This is a genomic window from Amycolatopsis sp. WQ 127309, assembly GCF_023023025.1.
Lineage (GTDB): Bacteria > Actinomycetota > Actinomycetes > Mycobacteriales > Pseudonocardiaceae > Amycolatopsis.
The window spans coordinates 2,089,354-2,109,019 of record NZ_CP095481.1 but is presented as its reverse complement, the minus strand read 5'-3'; the positions used below and the strand labels follow the sequence as shown (position 1 = coordinate 2,109,019).

Sequence of the window (19,666 nt, the reverse complement as noted above, 5' to 3'; positions counted from 1 at the left end):
CCTGGCGCCGTACTTACTGTCCTCCCTGGATCTTTCACGCGGACCGCGTGAACAGAGGGGGCAAATCAATGTTCGGCATTAATAGTCGTGCACGCTCGAAGGCGAGACGGTCGAAGCTGCGCATGGCGGGCGTCTTGCTTGTCACCGGCGCGCTGGTCGGCGGACTCGTCCAGCCGGTGGCCGCGGAGGCCGCGCCTTCGTCTCCGGCGAAGCTGAACGCGGCCGTCGCCGGTGATTTCGGCAATGGCGCCGCAGCCTCGCCCGACGTCGCACTGGACGGCTGGGGGGACGCGTCGGGCTACCACCTGCTCTTGGGGCGTGAGGCCGCCGGATTCGCCTGGCAGGAGGTGGCGCTCCTGCGCCCGGCCGGTCGGGACGAGGCCTCGTGGACGGGCTATCAATGTCTCTCCGGCGACGGCCGTTACGCAGCGGTGGCGATCCTGCCCGGGTCGGCGGTCAACCAGCAGGCTGCCCGTGACCACGGAGCGTTCGCGTACTCCGTCGACTTGGCGGACGGTGTCGTTCACCCGCTGGCCAGTGGGGTGGGCCTCAAATACTTCTCGCCGGGTTGCGGTACCGGCGACAAAGCCGTCTTCACCTTGGACACCGGAACCGACGATCGGGACACCGGGCTGCTCCAGACGGATCTCGCCCGCGGCACGATCGACGCCTCCGTGACCGTGCCGGGACAGATCACGTCCGCTGTCCCAGCCGACATCGGCATCGTCGGGGTGCAGGGGCGGCAACTGGTCGGCATCGACAAGGACGCCCGGATCACATCTGTCGCCCAGGTCACCGGGGATGCCTACGAACTGCGTCCGGTCCCGGGCGGCGTCGCCTACCTGGACACCAAGGCCGGATCGCACACGACGACCGCGATGCTGGCCAAGGGGGGCACCACCACTTCCCTCGGTACTGGGGCCCTGGAACGGGTGCACCTGTTCCAGGGGCGTGCGGGCGCCGCCGTGCTGGCCGGCGCCACCACCGCCGACGCGAAGGCCCTCTCGGCCGCGCACCTGCTGGCGGTTTCGGATCGCGGCCTCGCGCGGGGCGCAACCACTTCGTCCTTGGATGGCGACGCGCTCGCCGGTCCGGACGCAGACGGGGGCAAGGACGTCCCGGTAGTACTGGCGACGCGGACCGGAAAGGTGCTCGCTCGTGCGCGTCCCGCCGAACCGGCACGCACCACGACCGCGACAGCCGGCTACGCCCCGACGTCGACGGCCGCTACGCCCATGGCCCCGGTCGGCAAGCCCGAGCCGCACGGTGACGTCGCTCCGAGTGCAGTGGCGGCTCCGAAGATCGCCGCGGCTGCCCAGACTCCCGTGTGCGCGGTACCGCGACTGAACTCCAACCGCCAGGTCATGCAGCCCAATCCGGCCCAGGTGAACTGGGCGATCCAGATGGCGGAACAGGGCTTGCTCACCGGCTCGACGTACACCCGCCCAGCAGGGTTCGCCAACCTGGGTCTGGCCGCCTACGCGCCCAACGGCGACTTTCCGCTGATCCCGCTGTCACACCCAGCGGGCGGTACCTGGAGCACCGTGCCGAGGTCGGTCTACGAGGCGATCGTGGCCCAGGAATCGAACTGGTCCCAGGCGTCGTGGCACGCTCCGGCCGGTACCGCGGGCGGACCGCTGGTCGCGGACTACTACGGCGCGGGTGGTGACATCAAGTCGATCAACTACGCCGGTTCCGACTGTGGTTACGGCCTTGGTCAGGTCACCACCGGGATGCACGTCGGCGACCACGTCTACTCGGTCAACGGGCAGACCAAGGTCGCGATGGACTACCAGGAGAACCTGGCCGCCGGCCTGCAGATTCTGGAGAGCACCTGGAACCAGCTGTACTCCGCGGGCATCACGGCCAACGGCGGCGACCCGCGGTACCTCGAGAACTGGTACTTCGCTGCCTGGGCCTACAACTCCGGTATCCAGCCGAACGCCGCGAACGGCAACACGACTGGGTGCACCCCGGGGCCGTCTTGCACCGGCCCTCACGGCACGTGGGGTCTGGGTTGGACGAACAACCCGGCCAACCTGGACTACCCGCCCAGCCGCGACCCGTACCTGCAGGACACCTACGCCGACGCGGCGCACCCGGCGAGCTGGCCGTACCAGGAGCGTGTGCTGGGCTGGATGGCCAGCCCCCTGTTGCGCTACGGCTCGCGTGCCTACGCGACGCCGGAGTACCACGGCGGCCACAACTGGGTGCAGCCCGCGCCATTCACGGCGATGTGCAGCGCGGACAACCACTGCGATCCCGTCAACACCAATCCGACGACGCCGGGCGCCAGCCATTGCATGCTCGACGACTTCCAGTGCTGGTGGCACCAGCCGGTCACGTGGATCGGCACGTGTACGACCACCTGTGCCACAAGCGGATACGCGGTCAGTGCGGGATCGTCCGAGCCGGCCAACCCGACCCGCAATCCACCGACGTGCACGGTGGACAACAGCAAGGTCGCGGGCAACGCGATCATCGTCGACGACGAACCGAGCCGGTTGAACCTGCAGGGCTGCGGCGCGGCCAACTGGACCAGCAACGGCACCTTCACCTACGCCTACGGCACGAATTCCGCCGGCGATCCGATCGGGGCGATCGACACCCATCAGCTCGGTACCGGGCTCGGCGGGCACGTCTTGTTCAGCCACACCGAGGACGGCACCAACCCGGCTTTGATCAACACCGGGACGTGGACACCGAACTTGCCCAGTCTGCAGTACTACAAGGTCAAGCTGCACATCCCCGGGCTCGGCGCACAGGCGACCAACGTCGTGTACAACATCAACCCCGGCGGTGGCGTCAGTCCCTGGCGTATCCGCGTGAACCAGGCTTGGAATTCCGAGCAGTGGGTCACGATCGGCACATTCGCGATGACCAACGGCGGCAACGTCACGTTGAACAACAACGGCAGTTCCACCACGACCGGTGGCGTGAACAACTCTGACTACGACGTCGCGTTCGACGCCGTGGCGTTCATCCCGCAGGGTGGTATACCCGGTTCGCCGATCGGGGGACCGCCCGGGATTCAGGACGCGCCGAAGGGCAGCAACCCGGCGTTCATCGCGTGCGGTTGCGTCCGCCGGACCGCGGGCGACCCGGTCGACACGAGCACGGGCTACTTCGGGCAGGACTTCACCGACCTGAACACCCCGGGCCGCGGTGTTCCGCTCGAGGTGACGCGGAGCTACGCGGAGAGCATCGCCGACCCGAACGGACCCAACAAGGCGCTCGCGGCGGATGGACCGTTCGGCTGGGGCTGGACGTTCACCTACAACATGTCCGCCACCACCGACGGTGCGACCGGTAACGTCACGGTGCGGCAGGAGGACGGTTCGTCGGTCACCTTCGTCAATAGCGGCGGTGCTTACGCCCCGGCCGCGCCGCGCTATGACGCGAACCTGGTGAAGAGCGGTTCGACGTACGTCTACACCCGTCGTGGGCAGACGATCTTCATGTTCGACCAAGCCAACGGCCGGTTGCTCGCACTCGCGGACCTGCCCGGAAGCAAGGCGAACCCGCAATACCGGACCACCCTGGCCTACGACGGGAACGGCCGTCTGGCGACGGTGACCGATCCCGGCGGGCGGACGTACACCTTCACTTGGACCGGCGGCCACGTCACGGCCGTGGCCGATCAGACCGGGCGCCAGGTCACCTACGGCTACGACGCCGAAGGAAACCTGACCGATGTCTACGGCGTCGGTACCACCCGGACGCCGGTGCTGCGCGACGACGACCACGCCCGCTACACCTACGCATCCGGCACCCACCTGATGACGTCCATGCGCACCCCGGGCAACTTCGCAGGCCCAGCGTCGGCGGTCACGTCGATGACCTACGACGCCGCGGAGCGTGTGACGGTCCAAACGGACCCCGACGGACGCGCCACCAAATTCACGTACGGCCCCGACGGCGGACTCTCCGCCGGGCAGACATTGGTGGCCGACCCGGCCGGGCACAAGGACCTGCAGACCTACCAGAACGGCCTGCTGGTCAGTGAAACGCGCGGCTACGGCACCCCGGACGCCGGTACTGCTTCCTACACCTACGACCCGGTCACGCTGGGCGTGACCACGCAGACCGATGCCGACGGCGGTGTTCAGACATTCGCCTACGACGACCACGGGAACCGGATTTCGGCGTCGGACGCGCTGGGTTACACCACGAACTACGCCTATGACGACGCCGGCAATGTCGTCGAAGTCATCACTCCGGACGGCGTCGCCACGGTGAACACCTACGACCAGGCGGATCACCTGCCCACTGGGGTGAGCGGGCTCCGCGTGCTCACGACCACCACTGTCACAAAGGCCAATAACGTGGTCGAGTCGACCACCGGCAACTTTGGCTCGGAACCGTTGCGCACCAACGGTTTCTTCTACGACGACGCGGCACATCCCGGCGACCGGACACGGGCCGTCGACGCTTTGGGCAAGACGACCGCGACGACGTTCGACGGTTTTGGCAACGTGACGTCGTCGACCGACCCGGCCGGCGACCGGACTGGATACGGCTACGACACCGCTCGCGGATTCCTCACATCCACGGTGGATGGTGAAGGGAAGACCACAACCTACGAATATGACACGCACGGGAGGCGTACGCAGACGGTCGACGCACTCGGCCACGCCAGTTCGGTCGGATACGACGCGGATGGCCTGGTGCTGTCGGCGACGGACGAGAACGGCCGGACCACGGCCAGCGTCTACGACGGGGACGGGCACCTGATCAAGGAGACCCAGGCGGACGACACCACCCGGCTCACCCACTACAACCTCGACGGCACCGTCTCCGACACCGTGGACGGTCTCGGGGCGGTGACCCGGTACGGCTACGACGGGCAGGGGCGGCAGACGAGCCGGACCGACGCGGACAACAGCGTCTCGACCACGGTCTACGACCCCGCAGGATGGCCGAAGACCGTCACCGACGCGGCCGGCCGCGTCACGACCTACACCCACGACACGGTGGGGCGGACGACGTCGCTGTCGTATTCCGACGGGGTGACGCCGAACGTGACCTTCGGCTACGACGCGGCGGGCCGCCGGGTCTCGATGACCGACGGTACCGGGACGTCGACGTGGACCTACGACACGTTCGGCGAACTCACCGCGGCCAAACAGGGCTCGGGCGCCACCGTCTTCCACGGCTACGACGACAACGGCAACGAGACCGCGACCACGTATCCGGGTCAAACCAAGCCGGTGGCGCGCACTTACGACGACGCCGGGCGCCTGCGTACGGTGACGGACACGAGTGGCAACACCACCACCTTCGGCTACACCAAGACCAGCAAGCCGCGGACGACGGCGTACCCGAACGGCACGACCATCACCAACACCTACGACGACCGAAGCGGACTGACCGGTACCACCGCGGTCACCGGGACCACGACCGTGATGGCCCTGGCCTACGGCCGGGACAACGCAGGCCAGTTGTCCACCCAAACCGTCGGCTCCGGGCCGCAGCAGGCCTTCGGTTACTCGCAACGGGAGCAGCTGGCGTCGGCCGGCGCGGCGAGCTTCACCTACGACGCCGCAGACAACCCCGTGAAGGTGGGAACCGCCACTCAGGCTTTCGACGCGGCAGGCAGGCTCTGCTGGAATCTTTCCAGTGGTACCGCCGCGTCGCCCACCTGCGTGACCGCTCCGGGCGGGAGCACGACGTACTCCTACGACGCACTGGGCAACCGCACGAAGGCGGGGGCGAAGACCTACAGCTACGACCAGGCCGGCCGGCTGACGTCGGTCACGGGCACGGCGACCTACCGCTACAACGGGGACGGCCTGCGGGCGGCCAAGACAGTCGGGACGGCGACGACCGCGTACGTCTGGGACGGTGCGGAGGTCCCGAGCCTGCTTTCCGACGGGGCGTCGAGCTACCTCTACGGACCCGATGGCCTGCCGATCGAACAGATGGGGCCGGGTGGGATCGCGTTTTTCGTGCACGACCAGCTCGGTTCCACCGTCGGACTGCTCACCGCGGCCGGTGCTCTCGGGGGAACCTACGCCTACACGCCTTATGGCGTCGCGACCGCGTCGGGTGCCCTGACGTCGCCGCTGCAGTACGCAGGCCAGTACGTCGACGCCGAGTCCGGCTTCTTGTACCTACGGGCGAGGTACTACGACCCGGCTACCGCGCAGTTCTTGACTGTCGATCCGTTGGTGTCGAAGACCCGCCAGCCCTATGTGTACGCCGGCGGGAACCCGACCACCTTCACCGATGTCACCGGTCTGAGCTTCTGGGGGGACCTGGCGACCGGGCTGGGGATCGCGGGGGCCGTACTGGGCGCGGGAATCTGTTTCGTGGCCGAGCCCTGCGGTCTCGGGTTGGTCGCGGTGGTCGGCGGTGGGAGCGTGCTCGTCGGCGCCGGTGCCGGAATTGCGGCCGCCGGTGCCGGGGCCGCAGCCGGGATCGGTCTGGCAGGTGGGCTCTACGCCGCAGCCAACTCGGGCCGGGGCTCCGGTGGGGGATCGGGAAGTTCTCCGAAGAAGCCCATGATCGGCCAGAACGGCACGCGGACAACGAGTACGACCACCTGGAACAAGGGGCAGTACCGCATCGACGTCGAGAACCCGAATCCCGGGCAGCGTGCGGGCCAGCTGCACTTCCAGGACCAGAGCGGCAAGATTCCCAAGTGCCAGTACAATTTCGAAACCGGCGAATTCGAAGGGCTGCCGAGCAAGCTGGCGAAGCAACTCGCCAGTGACCCTGGGTTCCAGCGTGGAATCCAGCAAGGACTCAAGATTCTGGGGAATTGACCCGTGGTGATCATGACTGACGCGATGCGTGAACTGGCCACGCGAGCGAAACTGGACACTGTCACTTCGGTGGATTTGCCGCCTCGGGCCGGTGAACTTCTGGATGCGGGCTGGGTTCGGGAAGGGGACGGAGCCTGGGTGCTCGCGGCCCTGCGGAGGTCCTATTCGGGGCGGCGCGCGGCGTTCGACGACCTGACCGGGTACGAAGCGGCGGTGAACGGCCGCGCGGTGTACGACCTGGACTTCCCGCGCGGTGAGGAGCGGGCGGCACGGCTGCTTCGCCGGGCCTGCGCAGTGAGCCGAGCTGCTCTGGATCAGCTCCGGAGTGTTCCGGACGCGCCGGTGGTAACGGCGCTCATCACGATTTCCAGGTCGTTCACCGAAGATCCAGAGTGGGTTGGCAGCCAGACATTCTGGGCCGAACACGAAGGTGAACAGCCCTACGTTGAAATCGACGGTGGGGCCAGTGATGAATTGTTGATGTCGATGAGTTCGCGCTTTCCTGATTCTGTCGGCTGTTGAGTCGTCGGGCACTGGGTGAAAGAGGGGTTCGCATGGGAATCATTTCGCGCAAGGTGACAGTGGCCGCAGCCGTGGTGGCTGCGCTGGCCTCTGCGATCGTTGTCCCCGTGGGGACTGCATCCGCGAGTGCAGCCGACTGTGCCGGTGGGGCAAACGGCTTCGTCGACATTTCGGACGATGGTGCCGCCGACTACCGCCCGGTCGGACCTGAGCTCTTTGGTCTGACGGGACCCGGGTGAACCTGTTCTTCGGCACGTTCGGTGGACGGACCCGCGGGTATGCCGAGCTCTGGAACGGAACCTGGAACGTGCCAGTGTCCGGGACGGTGTGGATGGACTGGTCACGTGACGGTGGTCGAACCTGGCTCCAGTGTGGTCCCTTCGGTAATCCGAAGAACAAGGCCAGCATCACTTCCGCGGCTCAGCTGACGAACCCGAGCACGAGCTGGGTGTTCCGGGCTGGGGGCTACCACAACGGGCAGCAGATCCTCACCGGCTGGTTCTGACCGCTGGTACGTCGAAGGGGGCCCGCGGGCCCCCTTCGACGTACTTCCCGGTGCTAGCGGCCCGGGCCGCCCATGTACTGCGGGTCCGGCTGGGGTAGGCCGACGACCGGCTGGCTGGCGTCCATGATGTTCTTCATCGCGCCGAACCACGTTCGGGCCGGGGCCTTGCCGCCGAACATGTTTCCGCTGCCGCAGACCCGGACGTTGCCCGGGCCGGCGTCGCAGAGACCGCCCGAGCCGCCGCCGCCGAACTTGAACGTCATCGCCGCGCCCGCGAGCTGCGGGGTGCCGCCGACGAACGTCGCCGAGACGTTGCCCTGGGTCGTGCCCGTCTTGCCGATGATCGGGCGGTTCCACCCGGCCGCGGCGGCCGCGGCCGCCGACGTGCCGCCCGGCTGGTCGTCCTTGCTCATGCCGACCGCCAGGGTGTTCGCCAGGCCTTCGGGCACCGCCTGCTCGCACCCGGCTTCCTTGACCGGCACCGGCTGGCCGTTGCGGTCGGTCACGCCGGCGATCGGCGTCGGCGGGCACCAGACGCCGCCGGAGAGGATCGTCGCCGCGACGTTGCCCAGCTCCAGGCCGCTCAGCGGGCTGAAGCCCAGGGTGAACGCGCCGAAACCGGGGCTTTTGTCGTTCGGGCCGTAGAACGTCGCCTGGGTTTCGCGCTCCTCAGCCCGGGGCGCGTTCGGGTCAGGCGTCTTGCCCGAGGCGTTCGTCGCCATGGTGTCGCGCATGCCGAGCCGCTTGGCCATGTCGATACCCGGCGCGGTGCTGCCGAGCCGGTCTTCCAGCTCCACGAACGCGGTGTTCGGCGACGTCGCGAGCGCGGTCTGGACGGTCGCGCCCTGGGCGATCCGGCTGTAGTCACCGGCGTTGCCCACGCAGTACCAATTCGAGCGCAGCGGCGGCCCCGTCGGCGGGCAGGTCTTCGCGCCACCGGTGAACACGTGCGAGGTGTAGGAGTCCGGCACCTCGACCGGCGAGTAGATCCCCGCCACGCCCTTCTCCATCGCCGCGGCCGTGGTGAAGATCTTGTACGTCGACCCGGCGCCACCGGTGTTGTAGACACCCGCCGGCAGCGCGTACGTCGTCTGGCCCTGGTCCGGGTCCTGCCCGTAGTCGCGGTTGGCCGCCAGCGCGACCACCTCGTGCCGGTTCTTGCCCGGCTTGATCAGCGACAACGTGTTCGCCACGTACTGCTGGGTCTTCTTGACCTGCGTCTCCGCCGAGACCTTCGCCTCGTGGTTGGCGCGCTGGTCCAGCGTCGTCTTGATCGTGTAGCCGCCGGTGTAGAGCTGGTCCTTGCTCATCCCCGACTTGATCAGGTAGTCCTCGACGTACTGGCAGAAGAACCCGGCCTCCGGGCCCGCGCCGATGCAGTTGGCCGGCGGCTTCGCCGGGAAGTCCGGCACGACACCCAGCGGCTCGCCCTTGAAGCGGTCGGCGTCGGCCTTGGCCAGCTTCTTGTTCTCGACCATCCGGTCCAGCACGATGTTGCGGCGCGCGGTCGCCTTGTCCGCGTGCTTCCACGGGTCGTTGTTGATCGGGTTGTTCACCAATCCGGCGAGCAACGCGGCCTGCGGCACGGTCAGCTTTTCCGGCGTGGTGTTGAAGTACGCGTGCGCGGCGGCGCCGATCCCGTAGATCTGCCGGGAGAATTCGACGATGTTCAGGTAGCCCGCGAGAATCTGCTGCTTGGTCAGCTTCGTCTCGAGCTGGATCGCGATCCGCGCTTCCTTCAGCTTGCGGGCGACCGACTGTTCCTGCGCTTTCTTCTGACCCACCGTGTCGCCGCGGTAGACGACGTTGATCAGGTAGTTCTTGACGTACTGCTGCGTGAGCGTCGACGCACCCTGCGTGTCCGCGCCGGTGCTGTTGCTGACGGCCGCGCGCAGCGTGCCCTGCCAGTCGACGCCGTGGTGGTCGTAGAACCGCTTGTCCTCGACCGAGACCAGCGCCCATTTCATGGCTTCGTTGATCTGGTTCTCGTTGATCGGCAGCCGGTACTGGTCGTACATCGTCGCGATCGGGGTGCCGGCGCTGTCGGTGACGGTCGTGACCAGCGGCGGCGGGATGTCCGCGAGGTCCGACGACGTCTTCTCGACCGTCTCGCTGGCCTGGTTGGACATGACACCGGCGGCCCCCACGACCGGGAAGAGCATGCCGGCGACGAGCACCCCCGCGAGCAGGCAGAGGCCGATGAGCTTGAACAAACCATCCGCTTTTCGCACGAGGGCCAGCCTACGCGGGGCGGGTCAGGCGCCGGTGACGCCGTGTCCCCGAAGATGTGAATTCAGTGACAAACGCGACCCCCTTCGGTGACATCTGGTAACGGAAGGCATTCTAGGTCTTGGCGGAGGGAACCGAGGGCACTTACAGTCCGTCAACGTCTCACGAAGAAAGCCGACAGGCGGATCACCGCGAGTGGGAGCTCGCGCGGTCCGGCTTCCGGCACCGGCACCGGGGAGGTGTCCGGCAAACCGACGTGAGCTGAGGGAGACACGCTCGCGGGGGCGAGGAGCGCAGTGCCTTTGTCCCCGCTGGTGCGTCGATCACCAGGGTAGGGAGCTGGGGGTATGGAAACCAACCAGTCGAGCTGGCGAATCAACGCGTCCTGCCGGGACGCCGATCCGGACGGCCTGTTCGTCCGGGGTGCGGAGCAGAACCGGGCGAAAGCCGTTTGCATGGGCTGCCCGGTCCGCACGGAATGCCTCGCCGAAGCACTCGACGGCCGGATCAACTTCGGTGTCTGGGGTGGCATGACCGAACGGGAACGGCGGGCGTTGCTGCGCCGTCGTCCCGACGTGCTGAACTGGGCCGAGCTGCTCGAGGCGGCCAAGAGGGACGCCCTGGAGCGGGTCGAGGTCGGCTGACCGCTCGTGAGTGTTCAGGGCGGTCGGAACCGCCCTGAACACTCACGAGGAGGCGAGCTTGGTGCCGATGTCGCGCAGGCCGTCGAGGTCGTGCACGTCACCGGCCAGCGCGGGCACCCGGGCCAGCGCCACCTCGGGGTGGGCCCGGGTGAACCGCGCGAGCAGCCGTTCCTCGCGGGCGGCGAGGTCGACGCGGTCGGCGTGCAGCCGCAGCACGGCTTCGGCCAGCGGCGCGTTCACGTCGCCCTCCTGCAGGGACTCGGCCGCGGCGAGCGCTTCGGAACCGGACAGCTTCGCGAGCACCGGGTGCGTCCGGTTCGCGATCAGCCCGCCCAGCGGCATCGACTCGGCCGAGAGCCGTTCGACGAAGTAGGACGCCTCGCGCAGCGCGTCCGGCTCCGGCGCGGCCACGACCAGGAACGACGTCCCGGACGAGCGCAGCAGCTCGGCCGTCTTGCGGGCGCGCTCGCGGAAGCCGCCGAACATGCTGTCGAAGGCCTGCATGAACGCCGACGCGTCGGTCAGCAGCTGGCCGCCGATGATCGTCGAGACGGCCTTGGCGAACATCGAGAACCCGGCGTTGACGACCTTGCGCAGGCCCCAGCCGCCGGCCTTCGCCGGGCCAGTGAGCAGCCGGATCATCCGGCCGTCCAAAGCGGACGACAGGCGCGTCGGCGCGTCGAGGAAGTCCAGCGCGGAGCGGCTCGGCGGGGTGTCGACGATGATCAGGTCCCAGTCGCCGGTGGCCGCGAGCTGCCCCAGCTTCTCCATCGCCATGTACTCCTGCGTGCCGGAGAACGACGTGGAAATGGTCTGGTAGAAGGGGTTCTGCAGCAGCTGCTCGGCGCGTTCCGGGCCGGCGTGCACGCGCACCATGTCGTCGAACGTGCGGCGCATGTCGAGCATCATCGCCCACAGCTCGCCCTTCGGCTCGAACCCCTCGACCTGCACCTGCCTCGGGTGGTTGCCCAGCTCACGCAGGCCGAGCGCCTGCGCCAGGCGGCGCGCGGGGTCGATGGTGAGCACGACGGTCTGGCGGCCGCGCTCCGCCGCGCGCAGCGCCAGCGCCGCCGCGGTGGTCGTCTTGCCGACGCCGCCGGAACCGCAGCAGACGATCACGCGGCTCTTCTCGTCGTCGAGCAGCGCGTCGATGTCGATGGTGGTGGTCACAACCGCACCCCCTGGTCGGTCAGAGCCTCGGCCAGCTCGTAGAGCGCCCCGACGTCGACGCCGCCGGTGAGGTCCGGCAGCTCGAGCGTCGGCAGGTCGGCTTCGGCGAGCTGCTCGCGGGCCCGCTGCTCGGCGGCGACCCGCACCGCGTGCTCGACGGTCTCCTCGACCAGCGCGTCCAGCGTGGTGTCGGGCAGCTTCAGCCCGGCCGACGCGAGCCCGGTGCGGACGCGGGAGGCGTCGACGCGCCCGTCGGCCGCGGCCAGCACCGAGCGGGCCGGCAGCCGCGGCGGGCGGACCCGGTTGACCAGCACCGCGCCGGGGCGCAGGTCGGCACCGTCCAGCTCGGCGACGGCCTCGACGGTCTCGCGGACCGGCATCTCCTCGAGCAGCGTGGCGATGTGGATCACGGTCTCGCCGGAGTGCAGCAGCCGGACGACGCCGTCGGCCTGGCCGCGGATCGGGCCGGTCTTGGCGAGGTCGGTCAGGGCCTTGGTGACGTCGAGGAACTTGACGACCCGGCCGGTCGGCGGCGAATCGACGACGACGGCGTCGTACGTGTGCCGCCCGTCGGACTCGGTGCGCCCGACGCACTCCTTGACCTTCCCGGTGAGCAGGACGTCGCGCAGGCCGGGGGCGAGGGTGGTCGCGAACTCGATCGCGCCCATCCGCCGCAGCGTCCGGCCGGCGAAGCCCAGGTTGTAGAACATCTCGAAGTACTCGAGCAGCGCGGCTTCGACGTCGATGTGCAGCGCGCGCAGCTCCCCGCCGCCGGGAACGGAGGCGATCCGCTGCTCGGCGTAGGGCAGCGGCTCGGTGTCGAAGAGCTGCGCGATGCCCTGCCGGCCCTCGACCTCGATCAGCAGCACCCGGCGGCCCTCGCGGGCGAGCGCGAGGCCGAGCGCGGCGGCGAGCGTCGTCTTGCCGGTCCCGCCCTTGCCGGTGACGAAGTGCAGCCGGGCGCGGGCAAGCTCGTCGGTCCAGCCGGCATGGGAAGTGGTCACTTCTTCACCCTAAACCGGTGTTCAGCTGGCCAGCAGCATGACGCTGACCGCAGCCGCCACGGCGGCGACCAGCAACCAGGTCGCCAGGCCGGGCAGCACGGTGAGCATCAGCACACCGAGCACGACCAGCAGGGTGAGGGTGACCACTCCGCCGAGGGCGACCTGCCCCGAGCTCCGCGTCCGATCGCGCACCTTCGCCATCACGACCAGCACGAGCGGCAGCCCGGCCGCGGCCAGCAGCGCCGTCGCGATCACCCGCCACGTTTCCACGCGCCCACGCTAGCGGGCTCCGGCCGGATGTGAGGTGCCCCACAACGAGTGATCGTTCACTCGGACGGGGTCACCCGGACCTCGGCGCTTTTCCGACGGCGGACCCCGGCGCCCTTGCCCGCTTGGCTACGCTCCCGAGCTATGAGCGCCACCAAGTGGGAGTACTCGACGGTCCCCCTGCTGATCCACGCGACGAAGCAGATCCTCGACCAGTGGGGCGAGGACGGCTGGGAGCTGGTCACCGTCCTGCCGAACCCGACGGGCGAGCAGCACGTCGCGTACCTCAAGCGTCCGAAGGGCTGAGCCGCAGTGAGCTGGAGCGAACGGCTGAAGGAACTCGGCGTCGAGCTGCCCGGCGTGGCCGCACCGCTGGCCGCCTACGTGCCCGCCGTGCAGAGCGGCCGGCACGTCTACACGTCCGGCCAGCTGCCCTTCGTCGACGGCGTGCTCGCCGCGACCGGCAAGGTCGGCGCGGAGATCAGCCCCGAGGAGGCCAAGGGCCACGCCCGCACCTCGGCGCTCAACGCGCTCGCGGCGGTGCACGCTCTGGTCGGCATTGACAACGTCACGCGGATCGTCAAGGTTGTCGGCTTCGTGGCTTCCGCGGAGGGCTTCACCGGCCAGCCCGCGGTCGTCAACGGCGCGTCCGAGCTGCTCGGCGAGGTCTTCGGCGACGCGGGTGTCCACGCCCGCTCGGCCGTCGGCGTCGCGGAGCTGCCGATCGGCTCGCCGGTGGAGGTCGAACTGATCGTGGAGGTGCAGTGATGGACCCGGACATCGAGCAGTCCACCCACGAGCTGCTGCTCCGGCTGGCCGGGCGGCTGCCCGACCAGCTGCTGTGGCGCTTCCGGGACTGGCTCGGCGAGGGCGCGATGGGCACTCTCGCCCGGACCCTGCCGAGGTCTTTGCTTAAGCACAGGATTGACCTCGACCAGACGGAGTACCGCCTGCTCGTGGCCGGGCTCATCCCGCACGGCGCCGACTGGCACCAGGTGAGTTCGACCCTGGGGGTAGACGACGTCACCGAGAACAGGTACACATTCACGTCGAGTGCGCCCGAATGGGTTAACTCGGTCGACTCCGTGTCCGTGTTGATCCACGCAACGTTGCGGGGACGTCCGGACGTGGGGGAAGTGCGGCAGAGCTGGCGGCACGTCGGTGTCGTCGGGCAGGGAACGGCCAAACGCGTCCTGCTGATCACCGCGCTGTCGGGGCTGCCGAGGTTGACCGGCGAACTGCAGCGGGTGCTGCGGGTCCTGGGCGACGAAGAGCCCAGCGTCGAGGTCATCCCGCCGCGCTTCGACCTGCCGGGCTACCACCGGGCCGCGCTGGCTGATTCCGAGCTGGTCTGCGTGGGCGCGGTGGCGGGCAACCGGCTCGTAGCCGCTTAACGCTCGCACCGCCAGCGAGCCGGGAGGGAGCAAGGCAATGGTGGAGGTCCACGACGGCCCGCCCATGGACGGGTTCTCGGTGCCCCTGCGCCTGCACAACCTGTTGCTGGCCTTGGCGGGCCGGATCGACGACAGCGCGCTCACCGAAGCGCGGGAGCTGATCGCCCGCGCGCATATCGACGAGGCCGTCGAGCTGACCACCGGCACGCTCATCGCGGGCCGGATCCCGGTCAGCTCCGCCGAACAGCGCGAGCTGGCGCTGGTCCTCGAGATGAGCCGGTCGGACGCGACGCTGGCGAACGACCTGCTGGTCGACGAGGCCGAGCCGGTCAACACGCACCGGTTCACCGGCGAGAACGCCCCGGAGTTCGGCATCGCCGAGGCGCTCGACCGGACGCTGCAGGTGCTGCCGGACGTCCGGTCGGTGCACGCGGTGTGGCGCAACACCCCGGCCGGCAGCGTGCCGGGCGCGCTGCCGCAGCGCGTGGTGCTCGTCGAGCTGGGCCCGGAGGGCAACCCGCCCGCCGTCGCCTTCCGCGTCGACACGGCGCTGCGCCGGGCCGGCATCCACTCGGTCGTCGAGGTGAGCGGCCCGGGCGTCGCGCACTCCGAGTACCACCAGGCCGCTTCGGCGGCCGCGTCGCCGGCCTGGGTGACCGGGAGCGCGACGTCCAGCACGTCCTCCTACCGGCCCGAGCCGGTCGTGAAGCCGCCGGCGCCCGCCGTCTCGGCGGAGCCGGTTGCGGAGTCGGGCAGCCGGCACAGCATGCGGGCGAACGCCCCGACGACCACGGCGCCGGAGCCGGTCGCCCCGGTGGTGCCGATCGTGTCGCCGCCGCCCCCGGTCCCCGAGCCGCCGCGCAAGGCGCGGTCGGAACGGCCCGAGACGCGGGCGGAGCGCACGGCCGACCTGACGCCGGCCGAGGTCGCGCAGCTGCGGCAGGCGCTGGCCGAAGACCCGGAGAAGGGCCGCGAGATCGCCGCGGGCAAGCCGTCGATGCACGAGGTCGTCGAACTGCCCGCGCTGGACCTGGACGACCCGAGCCTGAGCGAGCGCGACCGGGCGCTGCTGCGTGAGCTGCACGCCGAGCTGGCCGAGCGCGAGCGGGCCGAGGCGGCGAAGATGCGGCTCAACGGCGCGTCCCGCTCCGGCGGCGACCAGCGCGGCTGGACCGCCCCGTAGGTTTTGCGGCAAAAGGCGGCACTTTCACGTGAAAGTGCCGCCTTCGCTGTGTCCGGGACGCCACAACTGCGCGACGGAACGTCGGGTGTCGGAGGTATGTTTCCCGGGTGGAGCAGCCCAAGGAGTTCGTCTTCGACATCCCCGTCGGCGCCGGGATCGCCACCCGCGCCAACGCCGATGGACCACCCGCCGTCCCCAAGGACGCGGCCACGGTGATCCTCGTCCGCGACGGGGCCGAGGGCGTCGAGATCTTCCTGCAGCACCGGGTCAAGGGCATGCCCTTCGCCGGCGGCATGACGGTCTTCCCCGGCGGTGGCGTCGACAAGCGCGACGCCGACGCGTCCGTGGCGTGGGCCGGTCCGGCGCCGTCGTGGTGGGCGGCCCGGTTCGGCTGTGACGACGCGCTCGCCCGCGCGCTGACCTGCGCGGCGGTGCGCGAGACGTTCGAGGAGTCCGGCGTGCTGCTCGCGGGCAGCGCCGAGGAGGTCCTCACCGACGTCACGCCGTACGCGTCGGCCCGCCACGCCCTGGAGACCCGCGAGGTGTCGCTGGCCGGGTTCCTCGCCGACGCCGGGCTGACGCTGCGCGCGGACCTGCTGCGCCCGTGGGCGCACTGGATCACTCCCGAGCAGGAGCCGCGCCGGTACGACACCCGCTTCTACGTCGCGAAGCTGCCCGACAGCCAGCAGGCGGACGGCGCGACGTCCGAGGCGTCGAGCTCCGGCTGGCAGCGCCCGGAGGACGCGATCGCCGACGCCCGCGAAGGCCGCCGGATGCTGATGCCGCCGACCTGGCTGACGTTGAGCGAGCTGGCCGGGTTCGCGACGGCCGACGACGTGCTGAACGCGCAGCGCGAGATCGTCCGGATCGCGCCGACGCTGGTCCGCGAGAACGACCAGGTCCGCGTCGTGTTGGAGCGGCGATGAGCGCCCCGGCCTACGGCGTCCTGCGGCGGGTGTCGGAGACGGCGTCGGTGCTGCTGGAGAACAACCCGTCGTCGATGACGCTCGAAGGCACGAACAGCTGGGTGCTGCGGGCGACGCCGGAGCGGTCGGCGGTCGTCGTCGACCCGGGCTACCGCGACCTCGATCACCTGGAGCTGCTGGCCGGCGTCGGCGAGGTCGAGCTGATCGTGCTGACGCACTTCCACCCGGACCACGCCGAGGGCGCGCCGTGGTTCGCCGAGCGCGTCGGCGCGCCGGTGCGCGCGTTCGACCCTTCGCTCTGTCTCAATGCGACGTCCATTGAGGACGGTGAGCTGATTTCCGCTGCGGGCCTGGAGATCCGGGTGCTGCACACGCCCGGCCACACCGCCGACTCGGTGTCGCTGGTGCTCGAGGGTCAGGTGCTGACCGGCGACACCGTGCTCGGCCGCGGCACCACCGTGCTGCACGACCTCGGTGACTACCTGCGGTCGCTGCGCAAGCTGATCGAGCTGCCGGCGGGCACGGTGGGGCTGCCGGGCCACGGTCCGGAGCTGCCCGATCTGCCCGCGACGGCGCGCGAGTACCTCGCCCATCGGGAACAGCGGCTCGACCAGGTGCGTTCCGCTTTGCAGGTGCTCGGGGCGGACGCCACACCGCGCCAGGTGGTCGAAGTCGTCTACGCCGACGTCGACCGGGCACTGTGGGCGCCCGCCGAATGGAGCGTGCAGGCGCAGCTGGACTACTTGCGGTCGGAAGGACAGGGATGAGCAACGTCGAGGTGGAGTTCTACTGGCGGCCCGGGTGCGGGTTCTGTGCCGCGCTCGACCGGCCGATCTCCAAGAGCGGCTTCAACGTCCGGAAGATCAACATCTGGGAGGACCCGGACGGCGCGGCGCGCGTGCGCGAGGTGGCGAACGGGAACGAAACCGTCCCGACGGTGATTGTCGGCTCGGTCGCGATGGTCAACCCGTCGTTCGCCGAGGTCGAGGCCGCCGTCAAGGCCGCTCAGGCGGCCTGAGCGCGGCCCACTCGAGGCTGGGTCGCTTTCCGTGCAGGAAGGCGGCCCAGACCTCGCGCAGCCCGGCTTCCTCTTCGAGCCCCTTCGGCGCGCCTTCGAGCATCGGCGCGGCCCAGACGTCGTGGGTGCCGAACAGGAACGGCAGGTCGACGCAGTGGCACGCGCCGAACCGGTTGCCGGGCGCCTGCCAGTCGAAGCGGAAGGTGACCGCGTCGAGCTTCCCGGCGAGCCGCGGGATGTCACCGGCGAAGAACGTGCTGGTCGCTTTGTCGACGACGTCTTGGGGCGCGTCGGGGACGAACGCGCGCAGCTCGTCGCGCGTCCAGCTGATGAGCGCTTCGCCGTGGGGCACCGCCTCGATGAGGTCTTCCGCGACGAGATCGCCGTCGGCGACGAGCTGGAACGGCGGTTCGAGCGAGCCGGGCTTCGTGGTCTTCGCGGCGACCTTGAGCTGCGCTGCGAGCAGTTTGTCCAGTGTGGCCGTTCGGACGTCCACTTCTTGTTGCAGCAGCAAGGCGTTCTGGTTCGCGTCGTCCCGAGTGGACGGTCGCATGCCGAGTGGCGCGCTCTGCAGGGCGATCCGCTTGACGAGGTTCCTTGCCCGCGGTGACGACCACAGTGCGAGCGTCGACTGCGCGCCGGCCGACTGACCGCCGAGGGTGACTTCGGCGGGGTTTCCGCCGAACGCGGCGATGTTGTCGCGGACCCATTCGAGTGCCGCGAGCTGGTCGGCGATCCCGAGGTTGGGCGGAACGCCGTCCATGGCCAGGAAACCCAGGGCGCCGAGCCGGTAGTTGAGCGTCACGACGACGGCGTCCGCCTCGCGGGCCAGGCGCGTGCCGGTGTACCAGACCTGGGCGCCCGAGCCGCTGGAGAACCCGCCGCCGTGGATCCACACGAGCACCGGCCTGCGGCCGCTCGTCGACGGCGTGAAGACGTTGAGCGACAAGCAGTCTTCACTCTGGGGGAGCGGCATCGGCCCGAGGGCGTGTTCGAGCCGCGACGGCGGCTGCGGCGCCGCGGGCCCGGGTTCGAGGACGTCGCGGACGCCGGTCCACGGCTTCGGCGGCGTCGGAAGTTCGAACCGTTTCGCTTCCGCGTAAGGGATTCCGCGGAACGTGCCGTTCAGTCCGCGGACCTGCCCGCTGGTGGTGTCGACGATCATCAGGCCTCCTCTTCGAAGTACACCGCGGCGCCGTACGCGTCCTCGGCGCGCACGAAGAATCCGCGGTCGCGGGTGGTGGTCGGGACGTGCCGCTCGACCAGTGTCCGCGCCTTGTCCAGATCGTCCACCGCGACGCCGTGCGCCGCGAAGCAGGGCAGCCGCGGCACGGTCTCACCGGGCAGGACGGCGTCGAGGTCGCTCGCGCCGACGATGTCGACGAGCCGCTCGCCGCCGGTGATCAGGGCGTAGCGCTTGCGGTAGGTCTCGACTTCGTCGTCGGCCACGACCAGCAGGATCCCGGCGACGCGGCGAGCGCCGTTCGGGTGATGGAGGTAGCGCGGCTGGTGGACGTACTCCGGGGTGAGGTGCTCGGCGGTGTGCAGGATGCCTTCGGGTGTCTTGTCGCGGCTGATGTGGACACTGCGGAAGCGCGCGGTGCGCGTGCCTTCCGGCAGGTCGACGTCGCGCTGCAGCGAGAGCACCCCGGACGTCGAGAGCCCGGCTTCGCGCAGCCGGCGTTCGGCGGCTTCGGAGTCGTCGCAGCCGAAGGAGACGCCGTGCAGGCCGTCGCCGCGCTCGTCCAGGATGGGCAGCACGCGCCACGGGTCGCCGGCGGCCGCGTCGACGACGCCGATGAGTTCGAGGAAGGAGCCGCCGAAGTAGGCGCAGCGGTTCGCCGTGCAGCTCGGCAGCAGTTCGCCGCCCTCGCTGCGGGACGCGAAGTGCCGCGACGGCGGGCTGAGCGTGAAGCCGAGTTCTTCGTAGCGCTGCCAGGTTTTCTCGTAGTTCCGGGTGAGGAAGACGGTGTGGTCGATGTTCATAGGCTCAGCGTGGATTCTCCCGGGCAGGTCTTCCATCCGTGGCGGGATTGT

The 19,666-nt window shown here is 69.6% G+C and carries 17 protein-coding genes; 11 read left to right on the top strand and 6 right to left on the bottom strand.

Annotation, left to right across the window (positions count from 1 at the left end):
* The first annotated feature begins 122 nt into the window (after nucleotides 1–122).
* From MUY22_RS09435 to MUY22_RS09425, 3 genes are all read left to right on the top strand, one after another.
* Nucleotides 123–6,767 (top strand): RHS repeat-associated core domain-containing protein, encoded by a 6,645-nt coding sequence (locus MUY22_RS09435; RefSeq protein WP_247058888.1) that lies wholly within the window; start codon nucleotides 123–125, stop codon nucleotides 6,765–6,767.
* Between the two features lie 3 nt (nucleotides 6,768–6,770).
* A complete protein-coding gene (locus MUY22_RS09430) occupies nucleotides 6,771–7,289 on the top strand; it encodes a hypothetical protein (protein ID WP_247058887.1) in 519 nt (172 codons plus the stop codon).
* A 235-nt stretch (nucleotides 7,290–7,524) separates the two neighbouring features.
* The gene (locus MUY22_RS09425; RefSeq protein ID WP_247058886.1) at nucleotides 7,525–7,794 is read left to right on the top strand and encodes a hypothetical protein; all 270 of its coding nucleotides are present in this window, start codon (nucleotides 7,525–7,527) and stop codon (nucleotides 7,792–7,794) included.
* A 53-nt stretch (nucleotides 7,795–7,847) separates the two neighbouring features.
* Here MUY22_RS09425 and MUY22_RS09420 read toward each other — a convergent pair whose 3' ends face one another.
* On the bottom strand, nucleotides 7,848–10,025 hold the full coding sequence (locus MUY22_RS09420; RefSeq protein ID WP_247058885.1) for a transglycosylase domain-containing protein: 2,178 nt from the start codon (nucleotides 10,023–10,025) through the stop codon (nucleotides 7,848–7,850).
* Nucleotides 10,026–10,370: 345 nt separating this feature from the next.
* On the opposite strand from MUY22_RS09420, the gene MUY22_RS09415 reads away from it, so the two are divergent.
* Nucleotides 10,371–10,667 (top strand): WhiB family transcriptional regulator, encoded by a 297-nt coding sequence (locus MUY22_RS09415; RefSeq protein WP_247058884.1) that lies wholly within the window; start codon nucleotides 10,371–10,373, stop codon nucleotides 10,665–10,667.
* Between the two features lie 42 nt (nucleotides 10,668–10,709).
* On the opposite strand, the gene MUY22_RS09410 is transcribed toward MUY22_RS09415, so the two are convergent.
* The 3 genes from MUY22_RS09410 to MUY22_RS09400 are packed head-to-tail and all read right to left on the bottom strand — an operon-like array spanning nucleotide 10,710 to nucleotide 13,111.
* Nucleotides 10,710–11,837, bottom strand: coding sequence for an ArsA family ATPase (locus MUY22_RS09410; protein WP_247058883.1), 1,128 nt, complete (start codon nucleotides 11,835–11,837; stop codon nucleotides 10,710–10,712).
* On the bottom strand, nucleotides 11,834–12,841 hold the full coding sequence (locus MUY22_RS09405; protein WP_247058882.1) for an ArsA-related P-loop ATPase: 1,008 nt from the start codon (nucleotides 12,839–12,841) through the stop codon (nucleotides 11,834–11,836). The genes MUY22_RS09410 and MUY22_RS09405 overlap by 4 nt, the downstream gene beginning before the upstream one ends.
* Before the next feature lie 21 nt (nucleotides 12,842–12,862).
* Nucleotides 12,863–13,111 (bottom strand): hypothetical protein, encoded by a 249-nt coding sequence (locus MUY22_RS09400; RefSeq protein WP_247058881.1) that lies wholly within the window; start codon nucleotides 13,109–13,111, stop codon nucleotides 12,863–12,865.
* Nucleotides 13,112–13,252: 141 nt separating this feature from the next.
* On the opposite strand from MUY22_RS09400, the gene MUY22_RS09395 reads away from it, so the two are divergent.
* The 7 genes from MUY22_RS09395 (at nucleotide 13,253) to MUY22_RS09365 (ending at nucleotide 17,629) form a co-directional block, all read left to right on the top strand.
* The gene (locus tag MUY22_RS09395) at nucleotides 13,253–13,414 is read left to right on the top strand and encodes a DUF4177 domain-containing protein (RefSeq protein ID WP_020642049.1); all 162 of its coding nucleotides are present in this window, start codon (nucleotides 13,253–13,255) and stop codon (nucleotides 13,412–13,414) included.
* A gap of 6 nt (nucleotides 13,415–13,420) precedes the next feature.
* Nucleotides 13,421–13,876: a RidA family protein gene (locus MUY22_RS09390; RefSeq protein WP_247058880.1), complete on the top strand. Its 456-nt coding sequence runs from the start codon at nucleotides 13,421–13,423 to the stop codon at nucleotides 13,874–13,876.
* Complete coding sequence (locus tag MUY22_RS09385) at nucleotides 13,876–14,502, top strand: hypothetical protein (RefSeq protein ID WP_247058879.1); 627 nt, start codon at nucleotides 13,876–13,878, stop codon at nucleotides 14,500–14,502. The genes MUY22_RS09390 and MUY22_RS09385 overlap by 1 nt, the downstream gene beginning before the upstream one ends.
* A gap of 37 nt (nucleotides 14,503–14,539) precedes the next feature.
* Nucleotides 14,540–15,685 carry a hypothetical protein gene (locus MUY22_RS09380; RefSeq protein ID WP_247058878.1) on the top strand — a complete coding sequence of 382 codons (1,146 nt, stop codon included), beginning with the start codon at nucleotides 14,540–14,542 and terminating at the stop codon, nucleotides 15,683–15,685.
* A gap of 107 nt (nucleotides 15,686–15,792) precedes the next feature.
* Nucleotides 15,793–16,611, top strand: a complete 819-nt coding sequence (locus MUY22_RS09375; protein ID WP_247058877.1) for an NUDIX domain-containing protein — start codon at nucleotides 15,793–15,795, stop codon at nucleotides 16,609–16,611.
* A complete protein-coding gene (locus tag MUY22_RS09370; RefSeq protein WP_247058876.1) occupies nucleotides 16,608–17,378 on the top strand; it encodes an MBL fold metallo-hydrolase in 771 nt (256 codons plus the stop codon). Before MUY22_RS09375 ends, MUY22_RS09370 begins: the two co-directional genes overlap by 4 nt.
* On the top strand, nucleotides 17,375–17,629 hold the full coding sequence (locus tag MUY22_RS09365) for a glutaredoxin domain-containing protein (RefSeq protein WP_247058875.1): 255 nt from the start codon (nucleotides 17,375–17,377) through the stop codon (nucleotides 17,627–17,629). Before MUY22_RS09370 ends, MUY22_RS09365 begins: the two co-directional genes overlap by 4 nt.
* Here MUY22_RS09365 and MUY22_RS09360 read toward each other — a convergent pair.
* Nucleotides 17,607–18,794 (bottom strand): carboxylesterase family protein, encoded by a 1,188-nt coding sequence (locus tag MUY22_RS09360; RefSeq protein WP_247058874.1) that lies wholly within the window; start codon nucleotides 18,792–18,794, stop codon nucleotides 17,607–17,609. The genes MUY22_RS09365 and MUY22_RS09360 overlap by 23 nt on opposite strands.
* A complete protein-coding gene (locus MUY22_RS09355; RefSeq protein ID WP_247058873.1) occupies nucleotides 18,794–19,615 on the bottom strand; it encodes a VOC family protein in 822 nt (273 codons plus the stop codon). Before MUY22_RS09355 ends, MUY22_RS09360 begins: the two co-directional genes overlap by 1 nt.
* Nucleotides 19,616–19,666 lie beyond the last annotated feature (51 nt).